General features: G+C 66.2%; 18 protein-coding genes and 2 riboswitches. Of the genes, 11 read left to right on the top strand and 7 right to left on the bottom strand.

Annotated features, from left to right (window positions below):
* Nucleotides 1-8: 8 nt before the first annotated feature.
* Nucleotides 9-77, bottom strand: a riboswitch (glycine riboswitch).
* Nucleotides 78-79: 2 nt separating this feature from the next.
* A riboswitch (glycine riboswitch) is annotated at nucleotides 80-169 on the bottom strand.
* A 228-nt stretch (nucleotides 170-397) separates the two neighbouring features.
* Nucleotides 398-805, top strand: a complete 408-nt coding sequence (locus tag LH400_RS04825; RefSeq protein ID WP_229151542.1) for a BLUF domain-containing protein — start codon at nucleotides 398-400, stop codon at nucleotides 803-805.
* A gap of 20 nt (nucleotides 806-825) precedes the next feature.
* On the opposite strand, the gene LH400_RS04820 is transcribed toward LH400_RS04825, so the two are convergent.
* On the bottom strand, nucleotides 826-1,344 hold the full coding sequence (locus LH400_RS04820) for a GFA family protein (protein ID WP_229151541.1): 519 nt from the start codon (nucleotides 1,342-1,344) through the stop codon (nucleotides 826-828).
* 93 nt (nucleotides 1,345-1,437) lie between these two features.
* Here LH400_RS04820 and LH400_RS04815 point away from each other — a divergent pair, with 93 nt between their 5' ends.
* Both LH400_RS04815 and LH400_RS04810 read left to right on the top strand, forming a co-directional pair.
* Nucleotides 1,438-2,187, top strand: coding sequence for a YebC/PmpR family DNA-binding transcriptional regulator (locus LH400_RS04815; protein ID WP_229151540.1), 750 nt, complete (start codon nucleotides 1,438-1,440; stop codon nucleotides 2,185-2,187).
* A gap of 343 nt (nucleotides 2,188-2,530) precedes the next feature.
* Nucleotides 2,531-2,884: a hypothetical protein gene (locus tag LH400_RS04810; RefSeq protein WP_229151539.1), complete on the top strand. Its 354-nt coding sequence runs from the start codon at nucleotides 2,531-2,533 to the stop codon at nucleotides 2,882-2,884.
* Nucleotides 2,885-2,937: 53 nt separating this feature from the next.
* Here the strand turns inward: LH400_RS04810 and LH400_RS04805 are convergent, their stop codons facing one another.
* Nucleotides 2,938-3,534: a Uma2 family endonuclease gene (locus LH400_RS04805; protein WP_229151538.1), complete on the bottom strand. Its 597-nt coding sequence runs from the start codon at nucleotides 3,532-3,534 to the stop codon at nucleotides 2,938-2,940.
* A gap of 189 nt (nucleotides 3,535-3,723) precedes the next feature.
* Here LH400_RS04805 and ruvC point away from each other — a divergent pair, with 189 nt between their 5' ends.
* Both ruvC and LH400_RS04795 read left to right on the top strand, forming a co-directional pair.
* Entirely contained in the window at nucleotides 3,724-4,242 is a 519-nt protein-coding gene (gene ruvC / locus LH400_RS04800; RefSeq protein ID WP_370638330.1) for a crossover junction endodeoxyribonuclease RuvC, read from the top strand.
* 477 nt (nucleotides 4,243-4,719) lie between these two features.
* Nucleotides 4,720-4,917, top strand: coding sequence for a hypothetical protein (locus LH400_RS04795; protein WP_229151536.1), 198 nt, complete (start codon nucleotides 4,720-4,722; stop codon nucleotides 4,915-4,917).
* A gap of 294 nt (nucleotides 4,918-5,211) precedes the next feature.
* On the opposite strand, the gene LH400_RS04790 is transcribed toward LH400_RS04795, so the two are convergent.
* The gene (locus LH400_RS04790; RefSeq protein WP_229151535.1) at nucleotides 5,212-5,694 is read right to left on the bottom strand and encodes a CYTH domain-containing protein; all 483 of its coding nucleotides are present in this window, start codon (nucleotides 5,692-5,694) and stop codon (nucleotides 5,212-5,214) included.
* 128 nt (nucleotides 5,695-5,822) lie between these two features.
* On the opposite strand from LH400_RS04790, the gene lepA reads away from it, so the two are divergent.
* The 5 genes from lepA (at nucleotide 5,823) to LH400_RS04775 (ending at nucleotide 8,567) form a co-directional block, all read left to right on the top strand.
* Nucleotides 5,823-7,634, top strand: coding sequence for a translation elongation factor 4 (gene lepA / locus LH400_RS04785; protein WP_229151534.1), 1,812 nt, complete (start codon nucleotides 5,823-5,825; stop codon nucleotides 7,632-7,634).
* Nucleotides 7,635-7,664: 30 nt separating this feature from the next.
* Nucleotides 7,665-7,928 (top strand): DUF4258 domain-containing protein, encoded by a 264-nt coding sequence (locus tag LH400_RS26265; protein WP_370638334.1) that lies wholly within the window; start codon nucleotides 7,665-7,667, stop codon nucleotides 7,926-7,928.
* Entirely contained in the window at nucleotides 7,925-8,146 is a 222-nt protein-coding gene (locus LH400_RS04780) for a DUF2283 domain-containing protein (protein ID WP_229151533.1), read from the top strand. Before LH400_RS26265 ends, LH400_RS04780 begins: the two co-directional genes overlap by 4 nt.
* A 22-nt stretch (nucleotides 8,147-8,168) precedes the next feature.
* Nucleotides 8,169-8,291, top strand: a complete 123-nt coding sequence (locus LH400_RS25950) for a hypothetical protein (protein ID WP_255616831.1) — start codon at nucleotides 8,169-8,171, stop codon at nucleotides 8,289-8,291.
* A 66-nt stretch (nucleotides 8,292-8,357) separates the two neighbouring features.
* Nucleotides 8,358-8,567 carry a type II toxin-antitoxin system CcdA family antitoxin gene (locus tag LH400_RS04775; RefSeq protein WP_229151532.1) on the top strand — a complete coding sequence of 70 codons (210 nt, stop codon included), beginning with the start codon at nucleotides 8,358-8,360 and terminating at the stop codon, nucleotides 8,565-8,567.
* Between the two features lie 203 nt (nucleotides 8,568-8,770).
* Here LH400_RS04775 and msrA read toward each other — a convergent pair whose 3' ends face one another.
* Nucleotides 8,771-9,385, bottom strand: a complete 615-nt coding sequence (msrA, locus tag LH400_RS04770; RefSeq protein ID WP_229151531.1) for a peptide-methionine (S)-S-oxide reductase MsrA — start codon at nucleotides 9,383-9,385, stop codon at nucleotides 8,771-8,773.
* 206 nt (nucleotides 9,386-9,591) lie between these two features.
* Nucleotides 9,592-10,017: a GlcG/HbpS family heme-binding protein gene (locus LH400_RS04765; protein ID WP_229151530.1), complete on the bottom strand. Its 426-nt coding sequence runs from the start codon at nucleotides 10,015-10,017 to the stop codon at nucleotides 9,592-9,594.
* A gap of 370 nt (nucleotides 10,018-10,387) precedes the next feature.
* Here LH400_RS04765 and LH400_RS04760 point away from each other — a divergent pair, with 370 nt between their 5' ends.
* Nucleotides 10,388-12,235, top strand: a complete 1,848-nt coding sequence (locus LH400_RS04760; protein WP_229151529.1) for a tetratricopeptide repeat protein — start codon at nucleotides 10,388-10,390, stop codon at nucleotides 12,233-12,235.
* Here the strand turns inward: LH400_RS04760 and LH400_RS04755 are convergent.
* A complete protein-coding gene (locus LH400_RS04755; protein WP_229151528.1) occupies nucleotides 12,216-13,820 on the bottom strand; it encodes an ABC transporter substrate-binding protein in 1,605 nt (534 codons plus the stop codon). The two genes, LH400_RS04760 and LH400_RS04755, sit on opposite strands and share 20 nt — an antisense overlap.
* A gap of 17 nt (nucleotides 13,821-13,837) precedes the next feature.
* Nucleotides 13,838-16,198, bottom strand: a complete 2,361-nt coding sequence (locus LH400_RS04750) for an ATP-binding protein (protein ID WP_229151527.1) — start codon at nucleotides 16,196-16,198, stop codon at nucleotides 13,838-13,840.
* Between the last annotated feature and the right edge of the window lie 67 nt (nucleotides 16,199-16,265).

Raw genomic sequence — 16,265 nt, 5'->3', positions numbered from 1 at the left:
TCACGCCCCTTCTGTCCTTTCGCCTGAGAGCGTTATCCCGTCGGCGGACGCGAGAAACTCGCGCCTCTTTCCAGAAGTCTATGCCGTCACGGTCCTTCTGCCTGAGAGTTTCCGGGGCGGTTGCTCCTTCGGCGCCGGCCTTTCGGCCGATCTCTCCCGTGACATCGCCGATCTAGCACGCGTCACCCGCAGGGTAAACGCAGAAGGACCGCGCTTGCCTTCCTGGCCGGCGGGAAGGGCTGCTGCCGATGCGCAAGCCGCGCCCGACCATCGCCGGCCGCCTGAGGGGAACGAAAAGCGCTTGTCCGGCCTGCTCGTGCGCGCCATAGTCCGACCTGCGGCAGGTCTGCCGCAACGGAAGGGCCGGCAGCTGAGCGGAGCGAAGGTTCACGTCGCCATGAGCGTCTATCGACTGGCCTATGTCTCGCGGCCGGCACCGTTGCTCACGGCGGTCGACATCGCCGACATCATGAAAGTGGCCGAACGGCGCAATGCCGAGCTCGGGATCACCGGTCTGCTCGTCCATGATTTCGGGCGCTTCGTCCAGCTGCTCGAAGGCCCGCTCGAATCCATCGAGACGCTGATGCGCGCGATCATCCTCGACCGCCGCCACAGCGACATCCGGATCTTCCTGCAGCAGACGGCGGAGCGCCGTTCGCTGGATCGCTGGGTCGTGTGGTCCGACTATGCGGCAAGCCGCCTCTCGGATGCCGAACTCCACCTTCACGAAGACATCGTGCAGGCGGCGCTCGAAAGCCTCGCCGACCTCGACCGCGACCGCCGCCCTCCGTCGCCGGGGAATTGAGCGGCCGGCGCGCGAAGGCCTCAGGAGTTCGGCTCGGCCTCGTCCAGGGTGGCGCCTGCGTGCGCCAGCATCGCCTCCCACCTGGCCTTCATCGCCGCGCCGCCATCGTCCGGGCCATGCTCATAGGCGAGTTCGCCCTCGCCGATCGGATAGAAGCCCTGCTTCGAGCTGACCCATATGTGGCCGGCCGGCACGAGCCAGCGGGCATCGTCCAGCGTGCCCGCCTTGATGTTGAGGCGGCCCGGGTCGCCTTCCGAGCGATGCTGGATCCTGACGCCGCATTGCGGGCAGAAGTCGCCGAGACGCACGGCGCCGCTTTCGGCGACACGCCGGGCGGTGGTCAGCGTCCCGGTGACGCTCACGCCGGCCGGATCGCAGCGCAGGCTCTCGCCGAAGGCGCTCGACGTCTGCTTCTGGCACTCCCGGCAGTGGCAGAGATAGAAATATAGCGGGGCCTCGCGGATCTCGTAGCGGACGGCGCCGCATTGGCAGCCGCCGGTCAGCGGCAAGGGCGGCATGCGGACGGCGGGCAGGGTCATGGACAACTCGGTTTCCGGTTCTGGACGTTTGGACCGACATTTTTTATATGAATGGCACTTTCCGCACGAAATTTCGTCCGACACGGGTTCGATATGGCCGGCCATTCACAGTTCAAGAACATCATGCATCGCAAGGGCCGCCAGGACGCGGTCCGGTCCAAGCTGTTTTCCAAGCTGGCGCGCGAGATCACGGTGGCGGCCAAGGCCGGCCTGCCCGACCCGGACATGAATCCGCGCCTGCGGCTCGCCATCAACAACGCCAAGGCGCAGTCGATGCCGAAGGACAACATCGACCGCGCCATCAAGAAGGCGGCGGGCGGCGAAGGCGACAATTACGACGAGGTCCGCTACGAGGGCTACGGGCCCGGTGGCGTCGCGGTCATCGTCGAGGCCCTGACCGACAACCGCAACCGCACCGCCTCCAACGTGCGGTCTTACTTCACCAAGTCCGGCGGGGCGCTCGGCGAGACCGGCTCGGTCGGCTTCATGTTCGACCGCGTCGGCGAGATCGTCTACCCGGCGTCGGCCGGCGACAACGACACGGTGATGGAAGCGGCCATCGAGGCCGGCGCCGACGATGTCATCTCCGACGAGAACGGCCACACCATCATCACCGCCTTCGAGGATCTCAACGAGGTGTCGACGGCGCTCGAGGCCTCCCTCGGCGAGGCCGAGAGCGTCCGGGCGATCTGGCGGCCGCAGACCGGCACGCCGGTCGACGAGGAGAAGGCGCAGAGCGTTCTGAAGCTGATCGCCAATCTCGACGACGACGACGACGTCCAGAACGTCTACGCCAATTTCGAGGTGGACGACGCGGTGATGGCCAAGCTGTCGGCCGCCTGAGGTTGATCGCCGGGATTTGCCCGACGGCCGGGCCGCCCAGGGCTCATGCAGATTGAGGAAGCGGACGGCGGCCATGGGCCGCCGTTTCTTTTTCGGCGCCGCTAGCCGCCGGTTCCGGTGCTGCGGTAATGAAGCGCCAAGAAATCCGCTAAACAATACTGATAAAATCATTCAAAGGCAGAGCAAGGCGGTAAGGCTCGAGTTGCTGCATAGACGCAACGTTCTCAGGTTAATCTTGGAACATTAGATAGACAGCTGACGAAACCCTGAAACCTTGGCGATTCATTAAGGAATGCCGACCGACAGTGGTCCTTACAGTGAGACGCGCGGAGGGATGGCACGCATGAGAGACGAGGTGATCCCAGACCCGAGTAACCGACGCCGGTGGCAGCGGCGACGGACCCGGCTGCGGCCCATAAAACTCCTGACCATCCAGCTCGTCTATCTCGAGGACGGCATGTGCGTGGACATCTCCGACGGCGGCATGCGGATTTCGAAGCAACATGACCGCGCCGTGCCCAAGAGCCTCGTGGTCTTCGACTGTTCGGACAGGACGTTCCGGGCCGGTGTCGTGCCCTGGGCGTCCGGCAAGCTGATCGGGTTCCGCTTCACCAGCGGTACGATCAAGGCGAGCCCGGCGCAGCTGAAGGCGCTCGGCGAGCGCGACGTGTACGACGCGGTCTACGTTCGCAAATAGGAGAGGAACGGAAGACCTGGCGGGTCTTCCGTCAGGCATCCTGCGGGCGAGGGTCAGGCCTTTGCCCGGGCTTCGCTCCGATCGAGGGCGACATCCTCGTAGATTTCAGCGAGCGGCAGCTCGCAGCCGATCTCGGGCAGGGCGATGACGGCCTCGAGGCCTTCGACGATCTCCGAGTGCCAGTTTCCGTCGCCACGGCGCCAGACGATGATCTCGGGGGCCTGCGTGTCGATCAGGAGCACGGTCTCGACCGCTGCGTTCGTCTTGTACTCCTCCACCTTGCGGAATCGGTCGAAGGCCATGGTCGACGGCGACAGGACCTCGATCAGGACGCGGGGCTCGCCGGTCTCCATCGAGCGGTCCGGACCGCCTGTGCAGTCGACGATGATGTCCGGCCGGCGGATGTTGCCGTTCGGATTCTTCACGGTCATGTCGTCGGTGTGCGGTCGGCAGGGCTTGCCGCGCAGCGTCTGCCGAAGAAGCGAAAGCACGTTCACCGTCACGATGTCGTGGCGTCGGCTGGCGCCGGTCTTCGCCTTCGGCGACAGCACGGGAATGCCGTCCACGAGTTCGGAATTCTGTTCCTGCTCGGACTGCCAGGCGTGGAACTGCTCCGGGGTCATCCGTTCGACCGATCGCGCCTGGCTCATGGTCCGTCTCCGCTCCTCAGGGGCCGATCATAGCAGTTTCGCCCTGCGGGCGAAGCGGGATGCGGTGCGGGAAGTCCCGCGATTCCCGCGGGAGCCAGGCGCCATGCATCTGTTCTGCCCTGTTTCCGATCCGTTCATGTTTCGTCTGTTCACTGGGGCCTGATTCGGGTAGAGCGTGAGGTTAAGACATTGTTGCAGGAGGCTCCCATTCGCATCGTCGGCATCGATCCGGGCCTGCGCCGCACCGGCTGGGGCGTGGTCGAAACGATCGGCAATTCGCTGCGCTTCGTGGCATCCGGGACCGTCACCTCCGACAACAAGCGGGACCTCGCCTCAAGGCTCTGCCAGCTGCACGAGGGGCTGACGGCGGTTCTCGCCCACCATCTTCCGGACGAGGCCGCGGTCGAGCAGACCTTCGTCAACAAGGATGCGGTGGCGACCCTGAAGCTCGGCCAGGCGCGGGGCATCGCGCTGCTCGTTCCCTCGCTCGCCGGGCTGCCGGTCGCCGAATATGCGCCCAACGCCGTGAAGAAGGCGGTGATCGGCGTCGGCCATGGCGAAAAGCGGCAGATCCACATGATGGTGAAAGTGCTGATGCCGAAGGCGAGCTTCGACACCGACGATGCCGCCGACGCGCTGGCGATCGCGATCTGCCACAGCCATCATCGCCAGTCGGCTCAAGCGCGGGCGGCGCTCGCCCTGCGCTGATGCACGGGCGGGTCGTAGTTTCGAGGAATTCGCCGGTTTCCGGCACGGTCGAAACGGCCACTCTGTACCCGATCTTCTGGCGAGATGACCGCAGAAGGCGAGATTCGTCCGGAAATCCGTCAGTTTTCTTATTGTACGATGCGCCGGATTGATCGATAGTCAATTCGAAAATCGGGAGTGCGGGGGTAAATCTCTTGTCGCTCCAAGCATTATGTGTGAAATCAATACTTTGATCTTCATCCGTTTGATGGATGAATCGCTGGGAGATGGATATGGTCTGGTTGAATATCAGGCGTTGCCTGGGTCTTGGAAGCGGTGGCGCGAACGCCCGGCCCGGCCTCTCGCGGCGGCAATTCCTCATGGGAGTTGGCTGTGCGGGCGCGTCGGTCGTCTTCGCCGGCGCGATGCTCGACGCGTCTCCCGCGGCTGCCGCAGCGGCATCGTCCGCAGCGCCGGCGGAGGCGGACGAGTTGCAGAATGGCGAGATCGAGCTTGCCCAGCGCCGCATGGACGACGACCGCCCGCGGGGCCGCCGCGATCGCCGCGACGACGATTTCGGACGAGACCGGCAGCGTCGCCGGGACGGGCGCCGCTTCCGTCGGCGTGACCTCGTCCGGCGCTGCCGCGACGATCGCCGTTTCCGCCGCGAGAATCGCAACCTGTGTCGAAGGGTGACGGGCGATTTCCGCCCTCGCCGGGGCGGCTGCATCAACATCGGTCCGATCACGATCTGCGAATAAGGGCCGATGGCGGCGGCGGAGGGGTTTCGCCGCATCGATCGGAGGGCGGCCGGCGGCCGCCTCGAACGCTCGTCGGGCGAGGAACGCCCTTCTGACGGGCGGCATGCCGGGAGGCATTGGAGATGGCTCCCGGTTCCGAAGTCCAGATTTTCGTCAAGCCTCTGGCTTGGCGTCGCAAATCGGCATCACGTGCAGCGGGCGGATGCGTCGGCATCCTCGCCCGCTGTTATCAGGCGTCTCGGCCGTCGTCATCGGCCGGGCGGCCGTCGAGCGCCAGGCGCATGTTGGAATAGCGCGGGTCGCCTGTGATCTCGTGGGAAAGAAAGGACGGCAGGTCGATCGCCTCGTCCGCCGATTCGAGTTCGATCTCGGCCAGCGCAAGGCCGGCGAGATCACCCTCGAAAATGTCGATCTCCACCTTTCGCGCTCCGAGCGACACGATGTGGCGGGTCTTCTCGATGATGTTCCCGATCCGGTCCGGCTGCATCTCTTCGGCATCTTTGAGGGGAATTTCATATTCGAACTCGCCGCGGTCGATGCCGGTGCCGGTCTTCAGCGTCAGCCAGGCGGACCTCTCCTCGATCACGCGGACCCGCAGCGACGCGTCCTCGCGGGCGAAGAGGTAGAACTGCTTCAGCCGCTTCACCTCGCCGACCTGATCGCGCCAGCCGTCGGACCCCAGCAGGAACTTGCGTTCGATCTCGCGTGCCATCGTCCTGCCCCCCGGACTCGACCATCCTCTAAGCGTTGCCGCGACCGTTCTTCGCGCATGCGGCCGACATGCGAAAGCGACGCTTCCAAGAATGCCTACAAATCTCTATATCGCGGGCGATGAGCACCATGCCCGCAAATACACCGCTGAGCCATATCCGCAACTTCTCGATCGTCGCCCATATCGACCACGGGAAGTCGACACTGGCCGACCGACTGATCCAGAACACGGGAGGCCTCGATACCCGCGAGATGAAGGATCAGGTGCTCGATTCGATGGACATCGAACGCGAGCGCGGCATCACCATCAAGGCTCAGACCGTCCGCCTGCACTACACGGCGCGGAACGGCGAGACCTATGTCCTCAACCTGATCGACACGCCGGGCCATGTCGATTTCGCCTATGAGGTCTCGCGTTCGCTGTCGGCCTGCGAGGGCGCGCTGCTCGTCGTCGACGCTGCGCAAGGCGTTGAGGCGCAGACGCTCGCCAATGTCTATCTCGCGCTCGACAACGATCTCGATATCGTCCCGGTCCTCAACAAGATCGATCTGCCGGCGGCCGAACCCGACAAGGTGAAGGAGCAGATCGAAGAGGTCATCGGCCTCGACGCCTCCGAAGCCGTGATGATCTCGGCGAAGTCCGGCATCGGCATCGAGGACGTGCTGGAGGCGATCGTGCACCGGTTGCCGCCGCCCAAGGAGGGCGACCGCAGCGCGCCCCTGAAGGCGATGCTGGTCGATAGCTGGTACGACGCCTATCTCGGCGTCATCGTGCTCGTGCGGATCATCGACGGCGAACTCAAGAAGGGCCAGACGATCCGGATGATGGGCACCGACGCCAAATATCCGGTCGACCGGGTCGGCGTCTTCACGCCCAAGATGGTGCAGGTGGACGCGCTCGGACCGGGCGAGCTCGGCTTCATCACGGCGAGCATCAAGGAGGTCGCCGACACCCGCGTCGGCGATACGATAACCGAGGACAAGCGCCAGACCGCAACGATGCTGCCCGGCTTCAAGCCGGCCCAGCCGGTCGTCTTCTGCGGCCTCTTCCCGGTCGACGCCGCCGATTTCGACGATCTGCGCGCCGCCATGGGCCGGCTGCGGCTGAACGATGCGAGCTTCTCCTTCGAGATGGAGTCCTCCGCCGCGCTCGGCTTCGGATTCCGCTGCGGCTTCCTCGGCCTGTTGCATCTCGAGATCATTCAGGAGCGTCTCAGCCGAGAGTTCGACCTCGATCTCATCGCGACCGCTCCCTCGGTGGTCTACAAGATCCATATGACCGATGGTTCGGACATTGAACTTCACAATCCCGCCGACATGCCCGACGTCGTCAAGATCGACCATATCCAGGAGCCCTGGATCAAGGCAACGATCCTCACCCCCGACGACTATCTTGGCAACATCCTGACCCTCTGCCAGGAGCGCCGCGGCATCCAGGTCGACCTCTCCTATGTCGGCAAGCGCGCCCTCGTCTCCTACGAATTGCCGCTGAACGAGGTGGTGTTCGACTTCTACGACCGGCTGAAGTCGATCTCGAAGGGCTATGCCAGCTTCGACTATCAGATGACCGACTATCGCGAAGGCGACCTCGTCAAGCTGTCGGTGCTGGTCAACGCAGAGCCGGTCGACGCCTTGTCCATGCTCGTCCACCGGACGCAGGCGGATCGGCGCGGCCGGGCGATGTGCGAGAAGCTGAAGGAGCTGATCCCGCATCACCTCTTCAAGATTCCGATCCAGGCGGCGATCGGCGGCAAGGTGATCGCGCGCGAGACGATCTCGGCGCTCAGGAAGGACGTCACCGCCAAATGCTATGGCGGCGACGCCACCCGCAAGCGCAAGCTCCTCGACAAGCAGAAGGAGGGCAAGAAGCGCATGCGCCAATTCGGCAAGGTGGAGATCCCGCAGGAGGCCTTCATCGCCGCGCTGAAGATGGATGGTTGAGGGCGACCGGGCGCGGGAGGCGGAGCGGATCTGAAAGCCCATGAAGCCGATCCGCTTCACCTTGCATGCGCGCAGGCCAAGCTCGCCGAAAGACGGATCTCGTCTCACTGGGTCGAAGCTGTGATCCGGCATCCAGATTGGGTCGAGCCGGAACCGCGCGATACGCAAGCCGAACGTCGATTCGGAGCCGTTCCCGCGTTTGGCGGCCGTGTCCTGCGCGTGGTATGTGCCGAGACCAGCTTGGACATTCGCGTCATTACCGCCACATTCGATCGCAGAGCGAGGCGACCATGATCGACACGACCTACGATCCCGAAGCTGATGCCGTGTATTTTCGCCTGGCGTCCGGAAAGATCGAACAAACCGACGAAGCCGGCCCGTTTCTCTACGACGTGGACGCCGAAGGCCGGGTCCTCGGTATCGAAATCCTGTCCGCCAGCAAGGTGCTTGCACCGGGAGAGTGGCGGAATGCGCCCCTTCCCGTCAGGCCTGAAGCGGATGCTGCGGAATAGGACATCGCACCCCGCAGGGTGCTTGAGGTTTTCGGCACAGGGGAAGGGGCCTGTCCGTAGCCTGAGCAAGAAGCGCATGCGCCAGTTCGGCAAGGTGGAGATCCCGCAGGAGGCCTTCATCGCCGCGCTGAAGATGGATGGTTGAGGGAGGCGGTCGTCAGGCGCTATCCTGCCTGACGCATCGCTTGCCTCGCCCGATCGGAGTTTCAGCGTGAACGACGTCGTCATTGACCCGGCCCTTTTGGCCGAAGCTGAAGAACTGAAGGTCGATATTTCGAAGGCGGCGTCGAAGGGTGTGGCGCAGGCCGTTCGTGCCTCTCGCCAAACCCGGTGGCGGGACGCGAATGCGGACGCTCTCACCTCGTCGAACGACTATGTCGAGCGGAGCGGCTTGCCGCTGGAGCGTTATCGGCTGCTTTGATGGCGCGCCACGACGTCTTCGTCCATGCGGACGGCTCGGTTTTTCTGTTGGATGTTCAGGCAGATCTTCTCGACATGTCGTTTCAGGGATTCTGATCGCTGCGCCGGCAGCGCGGTGCGCCGATTGGACCGACGAGTCTGCGGGATGGCGGCACGTCCCCAAGGATGGACGATGCCGCTTCCCGCGATCCTTTTCGTGCCGCCTCAGCCCATATGGTCCTTGATGCCCATGAAGGCCTTGTCGCCCCAGACGGATTGGATGCGGGCGTTGCGGCCGCAATTGTAGCGGTAGAACTTATATTTCACCGGGTTCTTCTTGTAATAGTCCTGGTGGTAGCCCTCCGCCGGCCAGAACTTTGGCGCGGGTTGAACCTCGGTCGCAACTTCGCCGAGGTCCTTCCGGACGGCCGCCTCGGAGGCCTTGGCCTTCTTCAGCTGGTTCTGGTCGGTCGCGTAGATCGCCGTCGTGTAGGCATGGCCGCGATCGCAGAACTGGCCGCCGGAATCGGTCGGATCGACCGAGTGCCAGTAGACGTCGAGCAGATGGTCGTAGCTGACCTTCGCGGGATCGAAGGTGATGCGCACCGCCTCGCGGAACCCCTCGTGGTCGTAATAGGTCGGGTTCTCCGCCTTGCCGCCGATATAGCCGGAGGTGGTGTCGAGGACGCCGGCCACATGGTCGAAGTCGCTCTCGACGCACCAGAAGCAGCCGCCGGCGAAGATCGCCGTCTTGGTGTTCTGCGCGCCGGCCGGCAGGGCGGACGCCGCCAGGCCGAGGCCGAACAGGGCGGCGCCCGTGAGGGTGAGGATCGATCGCATGCCGTTCTCCTTGCTCGCGAAAGCCGTGCCGGCCGGTCCCGCCGGAGCGATGGGCTCACTCAAGCGGCGGGCGGCGCAGCGCTCAAGACAAGCTTCGGTGAAACCCGGCCGATTGTTTCACCCGGGCCGAACGATTTTTGCACAAGCGGCTTCCATCCGCGTCCACCGTAGGGAATTGCCCTGAGGGGGGAGGGGAAACCCGCGGCTCAGCCGCCGTCGGCCGCAAGGCCCGCCGCCTCGATGCCGGCGACCGCTGCCGCCTCGTCATTGTCGGAGGTGTCGCCGGTGACGCCGACCGCGCCGAGGATGACGCCGCCTTCGCCGCGCACGAGGACGCCGCCGGGAACCGGAACCAGCACGCCGCCCGCGAGCGCGTTCATCGCCTGGATGAAATAGGGCTGTTCCTCGGCCCGCTTGAAGATCGCGCGCGATCCCATGCCGAGCGCGATCGCCCCGTTCGCCTTGCCGATGGCGATGTCCGGGCGCATGCGCGAGGCGCCGTCCGAACGCTCCAGCGCGATCAGCGCGCCGCCGGCGTCGAGGACGGCGATTGTCAGCGGCTTGAACCCTTTGGCGGCGCCGGCCTTGAGCGCCTCGGCGATGATGATGCGGGCGTGATGCAGCGTGAGCATGAGCGTGTTCCCTCCGTTTCCGCCGCTGACATAGCCCGCTATCGCGCATTGTCACGTCGCGGAACGCCGTTTCGAGCGGCTCTGCCGCCATCCGCTTCCCCCGGAGCCCTCCGACAGCCGCCGGCCAGGGTGAGGCCGGGGCGAAAAGAGCGTTGGTGGCGCTCTGGAATTTCCATTACAATCGTTAGCCGACCCGGCCGCCTCGCCGCGAGACCGGATCGGCTGCGCCGCGACGCCGGTGGACAGGAGTCCGCCCGAGCATTCCTGGCGCCGTTTCCGATCCCGGCAGCGTCGATCGGCGTCCGACAAGACGCGATCCAAACGTCCGCCCTGCTGCGACTTCCAATAAGGAAGCGCGGGAGGATTTTGAGTGCTCATCTTGGCCAAGCAGACCCGACCGCCCGTCGACCCGATGCTGCCGGTGCGCCGTCTCGCGACGATCCTCGTCGCCGATGCGTCGGGCTATGGCGGCCTGATGCAGGTCGATGAGGAGGGCACGTTCAAAAGCCTCAGGACCCTCATGCGAGCGGTCTTCGCGCCGGCTATTTCTCGCCATAACGGCCGGCTGGTGAAGACCACCGGCGACGGTCTCCTCGCCGAGTTCGCAAGCCCTGTGGAGGCGGTCCGCTGCGCCATCTGGGTGCAGACCGCGATCGCCGGCGGAAGCGGGGAACAGGCGGCGCCGAGCGATCTGCGGTTCCGGATCGGGATCAATCTCGGCGACATCCTGAGCGACGGCGACGACATTTTCGGCGACGGGGTCAACGTCGCCGCCCGGCTGGAGAGGCTCGCCGAACCGGGCGGCATCTGCCTCTCCGCTGCGGTTCACGACCTCGTCAAGGACCGGCTCGACGTCCGCTTCGGCGATCTCGGCGAACGCGCCGGCAAGCTTCGCGAACGGCCGATCCACGCCTTTCGGGTGGAGTTCGCAAGCCCGGGTGGCGGACGGACCGTCGGTGCGCCGCATTCTGCCGAGGTGGAGGCACCGGAGGCGATGCCGGAGGTAAGAGGGCGGCCGCGGATCGCGGTGCTGCGCTTTGCGACCGCGGGCTCGCAGCTGGACGACGAGGAATTCGCCGAGACGCTCGCCGAGGACATCGTCCGGCTGCTCGGCCGCAACCGCTGGCTCGAAGTGCTGAGCCAGGCTGGCAGTCATTTTGCAGGCCATGCCGATGCCGGCCAGATGGCCACGGCGCTGGGGTTGCGCTACCTCGTGCGGGGCCGGATCCGGCGCCGCGGCGACGAGACCAGCCTTGCCGCGGAACTGATCGACGGGACGACCGGCGGCCAGGTCTGGTCGGAGACGTTCGACCTCGGCGATGTCGATCTCCACGAGGTGCGCGACAGGATCGCCCAGCAGATCGCCGCCATGGTCGAGCCGGACATCTTGCGGCTGGAACAGCACCGGGCGATCCACGCGCCGCTGGCGGCGCTCGACGCCTGGGGGCTCTATCACCGCGGCTACTGGAACCTTTGGACCTACACGCGCACCGGACTTGCCGAGGCGCGGCGGCTGTTCGAGATGGCCGTCGCTGCCGATCCGGATCTGGCGCGCGCGCATGCCGGGCTGTCGCACGCGCTCCTGCAGGCGGCGCTCTACGGCAGTTCCGAGGAGCGGCCGACGCTCCTTGCCGCCGCCCTCGATGCGGCCGAGAGAGCCGCCTTTCTCGACGATCGCGACAGCCATGGCCTCACCATGCTCGGCCGCGTCTTCTGCCTGCTCGGGCGGTATGCGGATTCGATCGCGGTTCTGGAAGAGGCGATCGCCCTCAATCCGAGCCATGCCCAGGCGAGGTTCGCCCTCGCCTTCACCTTCGTGTGGTGCGGCCGGGCGGAAGAGGCGATCGCGCTCCTTGATCGCGCCGTCGAGCTCAGCCCGCGCGATCCGCAGCTCTGGAACTTCCACCATGTGCGGGCGATGGCGCATTTCGCGCTCGCCGAATACGACGTAGCGGAAAGCTTTGCGCGCGAGGCGATCAGGCAGCCGACGGCCACCTACTATCCTTACGCGCTCCTCGTCTCGCTGCTCGGGCTCACCGGCCGGCCGGAACTCTGCCCCGAGGCGATCGGCCAGCTGCGCCGCAAGCGTCCAGCCTACAGCCTGCGGACCGCCGCCGACTTCTTCCTGACCTTCGACGCGGGGCTTGCGGAGACCTTCCTGACGGGCCTGCGGCTCGCCGGGGTCCCCGAGGCGCCGCTCAGTTCACCGGATCCTTGAGGTCGACGCGCTCGAAGACGTGATAGCCGAGCGGATCCATGGTGAAGTTCTCGACCTCGGCGCGGGTGGCGACGAGGAACACCGAATGGGCGATCGGCACCCATGGCGCCTGGTCGTGGAAGATTTCCTGCGCCTCGTCGTAGAGCCGCTTGCGGGTCTCGCGGTCGGCGACCTCCTTTGCCCGGGTGACGCGGTCGTCGAAGGCGGGATCGCACCAGCGCGCGATGTTGTTGCCGCCGCGCCGCGCGGCGGTGCAGCTCAGGAGCGTGTGCATGAAATTATCCGGGTCGCCGTTGTCGCCGGTCCAGCCATAGAGCGACAGCGTACTCTCGCCGTTCTGCAGCTTCTCGCGATAGTCGTCCCAGTCGGCCGTCTTCAGCATCAGCCGGATGCCGAGCGGTTCGAGATCGGCGGCGATCATCTCGGCCATGCGCCGTCCGTTCGGATTGTAGGGCCGGCTCACCGGCATGTACCACAGGTCGGTGGTCAGCCCGCCGCCAACGCCGGCTTCGGTGAGCAGCCGCTGCGCCTCCGCGGGATCGTAGGGGTAGGGCTCGATGGCGTCGTTATAGGCCCAGAGCGTCGGCGGCAGCGGGTTCTTGGCGGCGGTGCCGGTGCCGGGGAAGATCGCCTGCAGGATCGCTGCCTTATCGATCGCGAGGTTGAGCGCCTTGCGGACGCGCAGGTCGTCGAAGGGCGGCTTGGTCGTGTTGATCGCCAGATAGCCGATGTTGAAGCCCTTGAGCTTCAGGAGCCTCAGCCGCGGATCGTTCTCGATCGTGCCGGTTTCCGACGGGCTCGGAAAGGCCATCACATGGCATTCCCCGGCCTTCAGCTTGGTCAGCCTCGCAGCCGGCGTCGCGGTGATCGAGAAGACCAGCGTGTCGATCGCCGGCCGGCCGCGCCAATAGTCGTCGAAGGCGCGGTAGCGGATCGCGACATCCTTGCGGAAGTCGGAGAATTTGTACGGGCCGGTGCCGATCGGGGCGAGGTCGAGCTTCTCCGGCGTTCCCGCCTTCAGCATCGCGTCCGCATATTCGGCGGAGAGGATGGCGTTGAAGGGCAAAGCGAGATCGGCGAGGAACGGCGCTTCCGGACGCTTCAGACGGATGCGCACGGTCATGTCATCGACGGCCTCGATCATCTCCAGAAGGTCGGGCATGCCCATGTCGAGGAAATAGTCGAAATGGCTGCCGCCGACGTCGTGGAACGGATTGTCCTCCTTCCATTGCCTGAGGAAGCTGAAGACGACGTCCGTCGCGTTCAGCATCCGCGTCGGCTTGAAGTCCGCATTGGCGTGGAAGTGGACGCCCTGGCGAAGCTTGAAGGTGTATTCGCGCCCGTCCGGCGAGATCGTCCAGCTCTCGGCGAGGGCCGGCCTGAGATCGGTGGTGCCGGGCGAGAACTCGACGAGGTTGTTGAACATCGGCCGCGCCGCATCCATCGCCGTCCCGGTGATCGCCAGCGGCGGCGAGACGGTTTCGGGGCTGCCTTCCGAGCAGAAGACGAGGGTCTTGGCGAGCGTCGGTGCCGGAAGCACCGAGGCGGCGAGGCCGAGGAGGAGGGCGGCGAGCGTGCTCCGCATGGCGTTGGTTCCTGCTTTCAAGATTGCGCGATGGCCTCGCCAGCGGCCGGGGCCTGCGAGCGCTGGCGCGGAATGTCGATGGTGAAGCGCGTGCCCTCGCCGGGCTCGCTGGCGCAGCCGATGGTGCCGCCGAGCGTCGCGGTGACGAGGTTGTAGACGATGTGGAGCCCGAGGCCGGTCGAGCCGCTGGCCCGGCGCGTGGTGAAGAAGGGATCGAAGATGCGCTCGCGGTTGCGCGACAGGATCCCGCGGCCGTCGTCGGAAAAGACGATCCTGACCAGGTCCTCGCCGTGGCGGGCGATCTCGATGCGCACCTTGCCGCCCTCGATCCCGTCGAAGCCGTGGACATAGGCGTTGGTCAGGAGATTGGTCAGAACCTGCGAGAGCGCGCCCGGATAGGACTGCATCTCGATCCCCGGTTCGCAGACGACGGTGACCTTGTGGCCCGCGCGCCGGCCCATGGGTCCGAGGCTGGTGAAGAGTTCGTCGGCAAAGGCATCCATCAGGAAGGCCCGCCGCTCGCCGCTCGCCTGGTCGGCGGCGACCTGCTTGAAGCTGACGACGAGATGGGCGGCGCGGTCGAGATTGGCCGCGATCAGCCGCGCGCCCTCGCCGGTCCTGGCGATGAAGTCGTCGAAGGCCTGCCGCGTGACTTTTCCGGCGCCGGCGGCGGATTGGAAGGCGGCGGTTTCCTCGCGCAGGACGGTGGCCGTGGTCAGCGCGACGCCGAGCGGGGTGTTGATCTCGTGGGCGACGCCGGCGACGAGCTGGCCGAGCGAGGCGAGCTTCTCGCTCTGGATCAGTTCGCGCTGGGCCCGCTTCAGCTGCGCGAGCGCCCGGTCGGTATCCTCCTTGGCGGCCATGAGCGCGCTCTCGCGCTTGCCGAGCTCGTCGAGGAAATGGTTCGTCGCGCGCGCCATCTGGCCGACCTCGTCGCGTCGTCCACGATCGGGCAGCGGCCCGGCGGCCGGGTTGATCGCGCGCTCCAGCATGTCGTGCTCCAGCCGCTTCAAGGGCCGCGTGATGGAATGGGCGACGACGAAACCGAAGAAGGCGGCTGCGACGAGGCCGAAGCCGGCGCTGAGCATCAGGATGCGCCGCGCCGCGGTCCCGGTGACGTCGGCGTTGGCCGAGAGCGCGGTGTTGAGGTTGGAGACCTCGAAGACCATCTCGCCCGAGGTCTGACTCATGCGCTGCAGGAGGTCGTTCTGCGTCGCCAAGCCGCCGCGGACATCGGTCAGGTCGCCGCGCCACAAGTCGAGCGCGTCGAGCATCTCGGTCTGGATCAGCGGCGAGATCGGCAGCGAGGCGATCTTGTCGGCAAGCTGGCGGCTTTCCTCGAGCACCGCGCTGATCGCGTCGATATTGCGCCGGCGCATGGCGTCGCTGGTCCGTTGCGACAGCTTCAGCGTCTCGACCGCGATGTTCTGCGTCGCTTGTTCGGTCTCATGCGCCTCCACTGTGTAGGTCAGGAGTTCGGCGACTTCCTCCTGCAGCGAGCGGGCAGCGGTGCCGTCGATCTTCAGCCGCCGGTCGATCCAGGCCAGCGCCGCGTCGGGGCTGCCGCCGGCCACGACCCCGTCGACGAGGGCCCGCAGCGGCGTCGTCTCGTCGAAGAGCCTTGCCGCGTCGAGCGTATCGCTGAGCGCGGCGGCGGCATTGGCGAGCCTGGCCCGTTCGGTCGCATCCTCCTCACCGAGACTGCGTCCGCCGGACTGGAGGCGCTTCGTCCAGGCGTCGACCACGGCGGTGCGCATGCGCTGCGCGGCGGCAGTCAGGTTCTGGGCCTCGCGCAGCTTGGCGTCGCGCGCCCGCAGGGTGTCGACCACGTCGACATTCGCCGCGTGCTGGCGGATCCGCGCCTCGTCGGTGAGCGCGATCAGCGAGGCAAGCTGCGCCTCGGTCGCCGCCAGCCGCTCGTCGTTCCTGCCGATCGCCGACTTCAGTTCGTCCATCGCAAGGCGGAAGCGATCCAGAGCGGTGATCGTCGCCGACACCGCCTCGGCATACATCGGATCCTCGATCCCGTCGGCGATCTCCTTCAGCCCGGCATTGGCTCCCGCGGTCGACGCGGCGAAGGCCGACTGATGACGGTCCCGCTCGCTCGGATCGGCAGCGATGAAGGCGTCGCGCTCGGCCATCGCGGCAACGACGTGGCGAAACACGGTTGCGACGGTCAGCGCGCCGCGCCGCGCCTCGTCGGCGCGGTCGAGCAGGATGATCGAGGCGATGCCGATGACCACGGCGAGCGCGATCGGAACCGCCCCGACGAGAAAGACGCGGTGGGCGATCGACAATCTGAGGATAGAGGCGTCGGATCCGCCGGTGCCGGTCGCCGGCAAGGAGGCGCGGCGCGGCAAGGTCAGGTCGTGGCGCATGCCGGCAGCCTCCGGATGTCCGGTCGCAGTGCCGCATCGAGGAAAAGCGCGGCTCGCCCGTCGCGCC

The organism is Jiella soli (assembly GCF_020615385.1).
Taxonomy (GTDB): Bacteria; Pseudomonadota; Alphaproteobacteria; order Rhizobiales; family Rhizobiaceae; genus VKMB-3413.
This window is presented reverse-complemented; position numbering and strand designations above follow the sequence as displayed.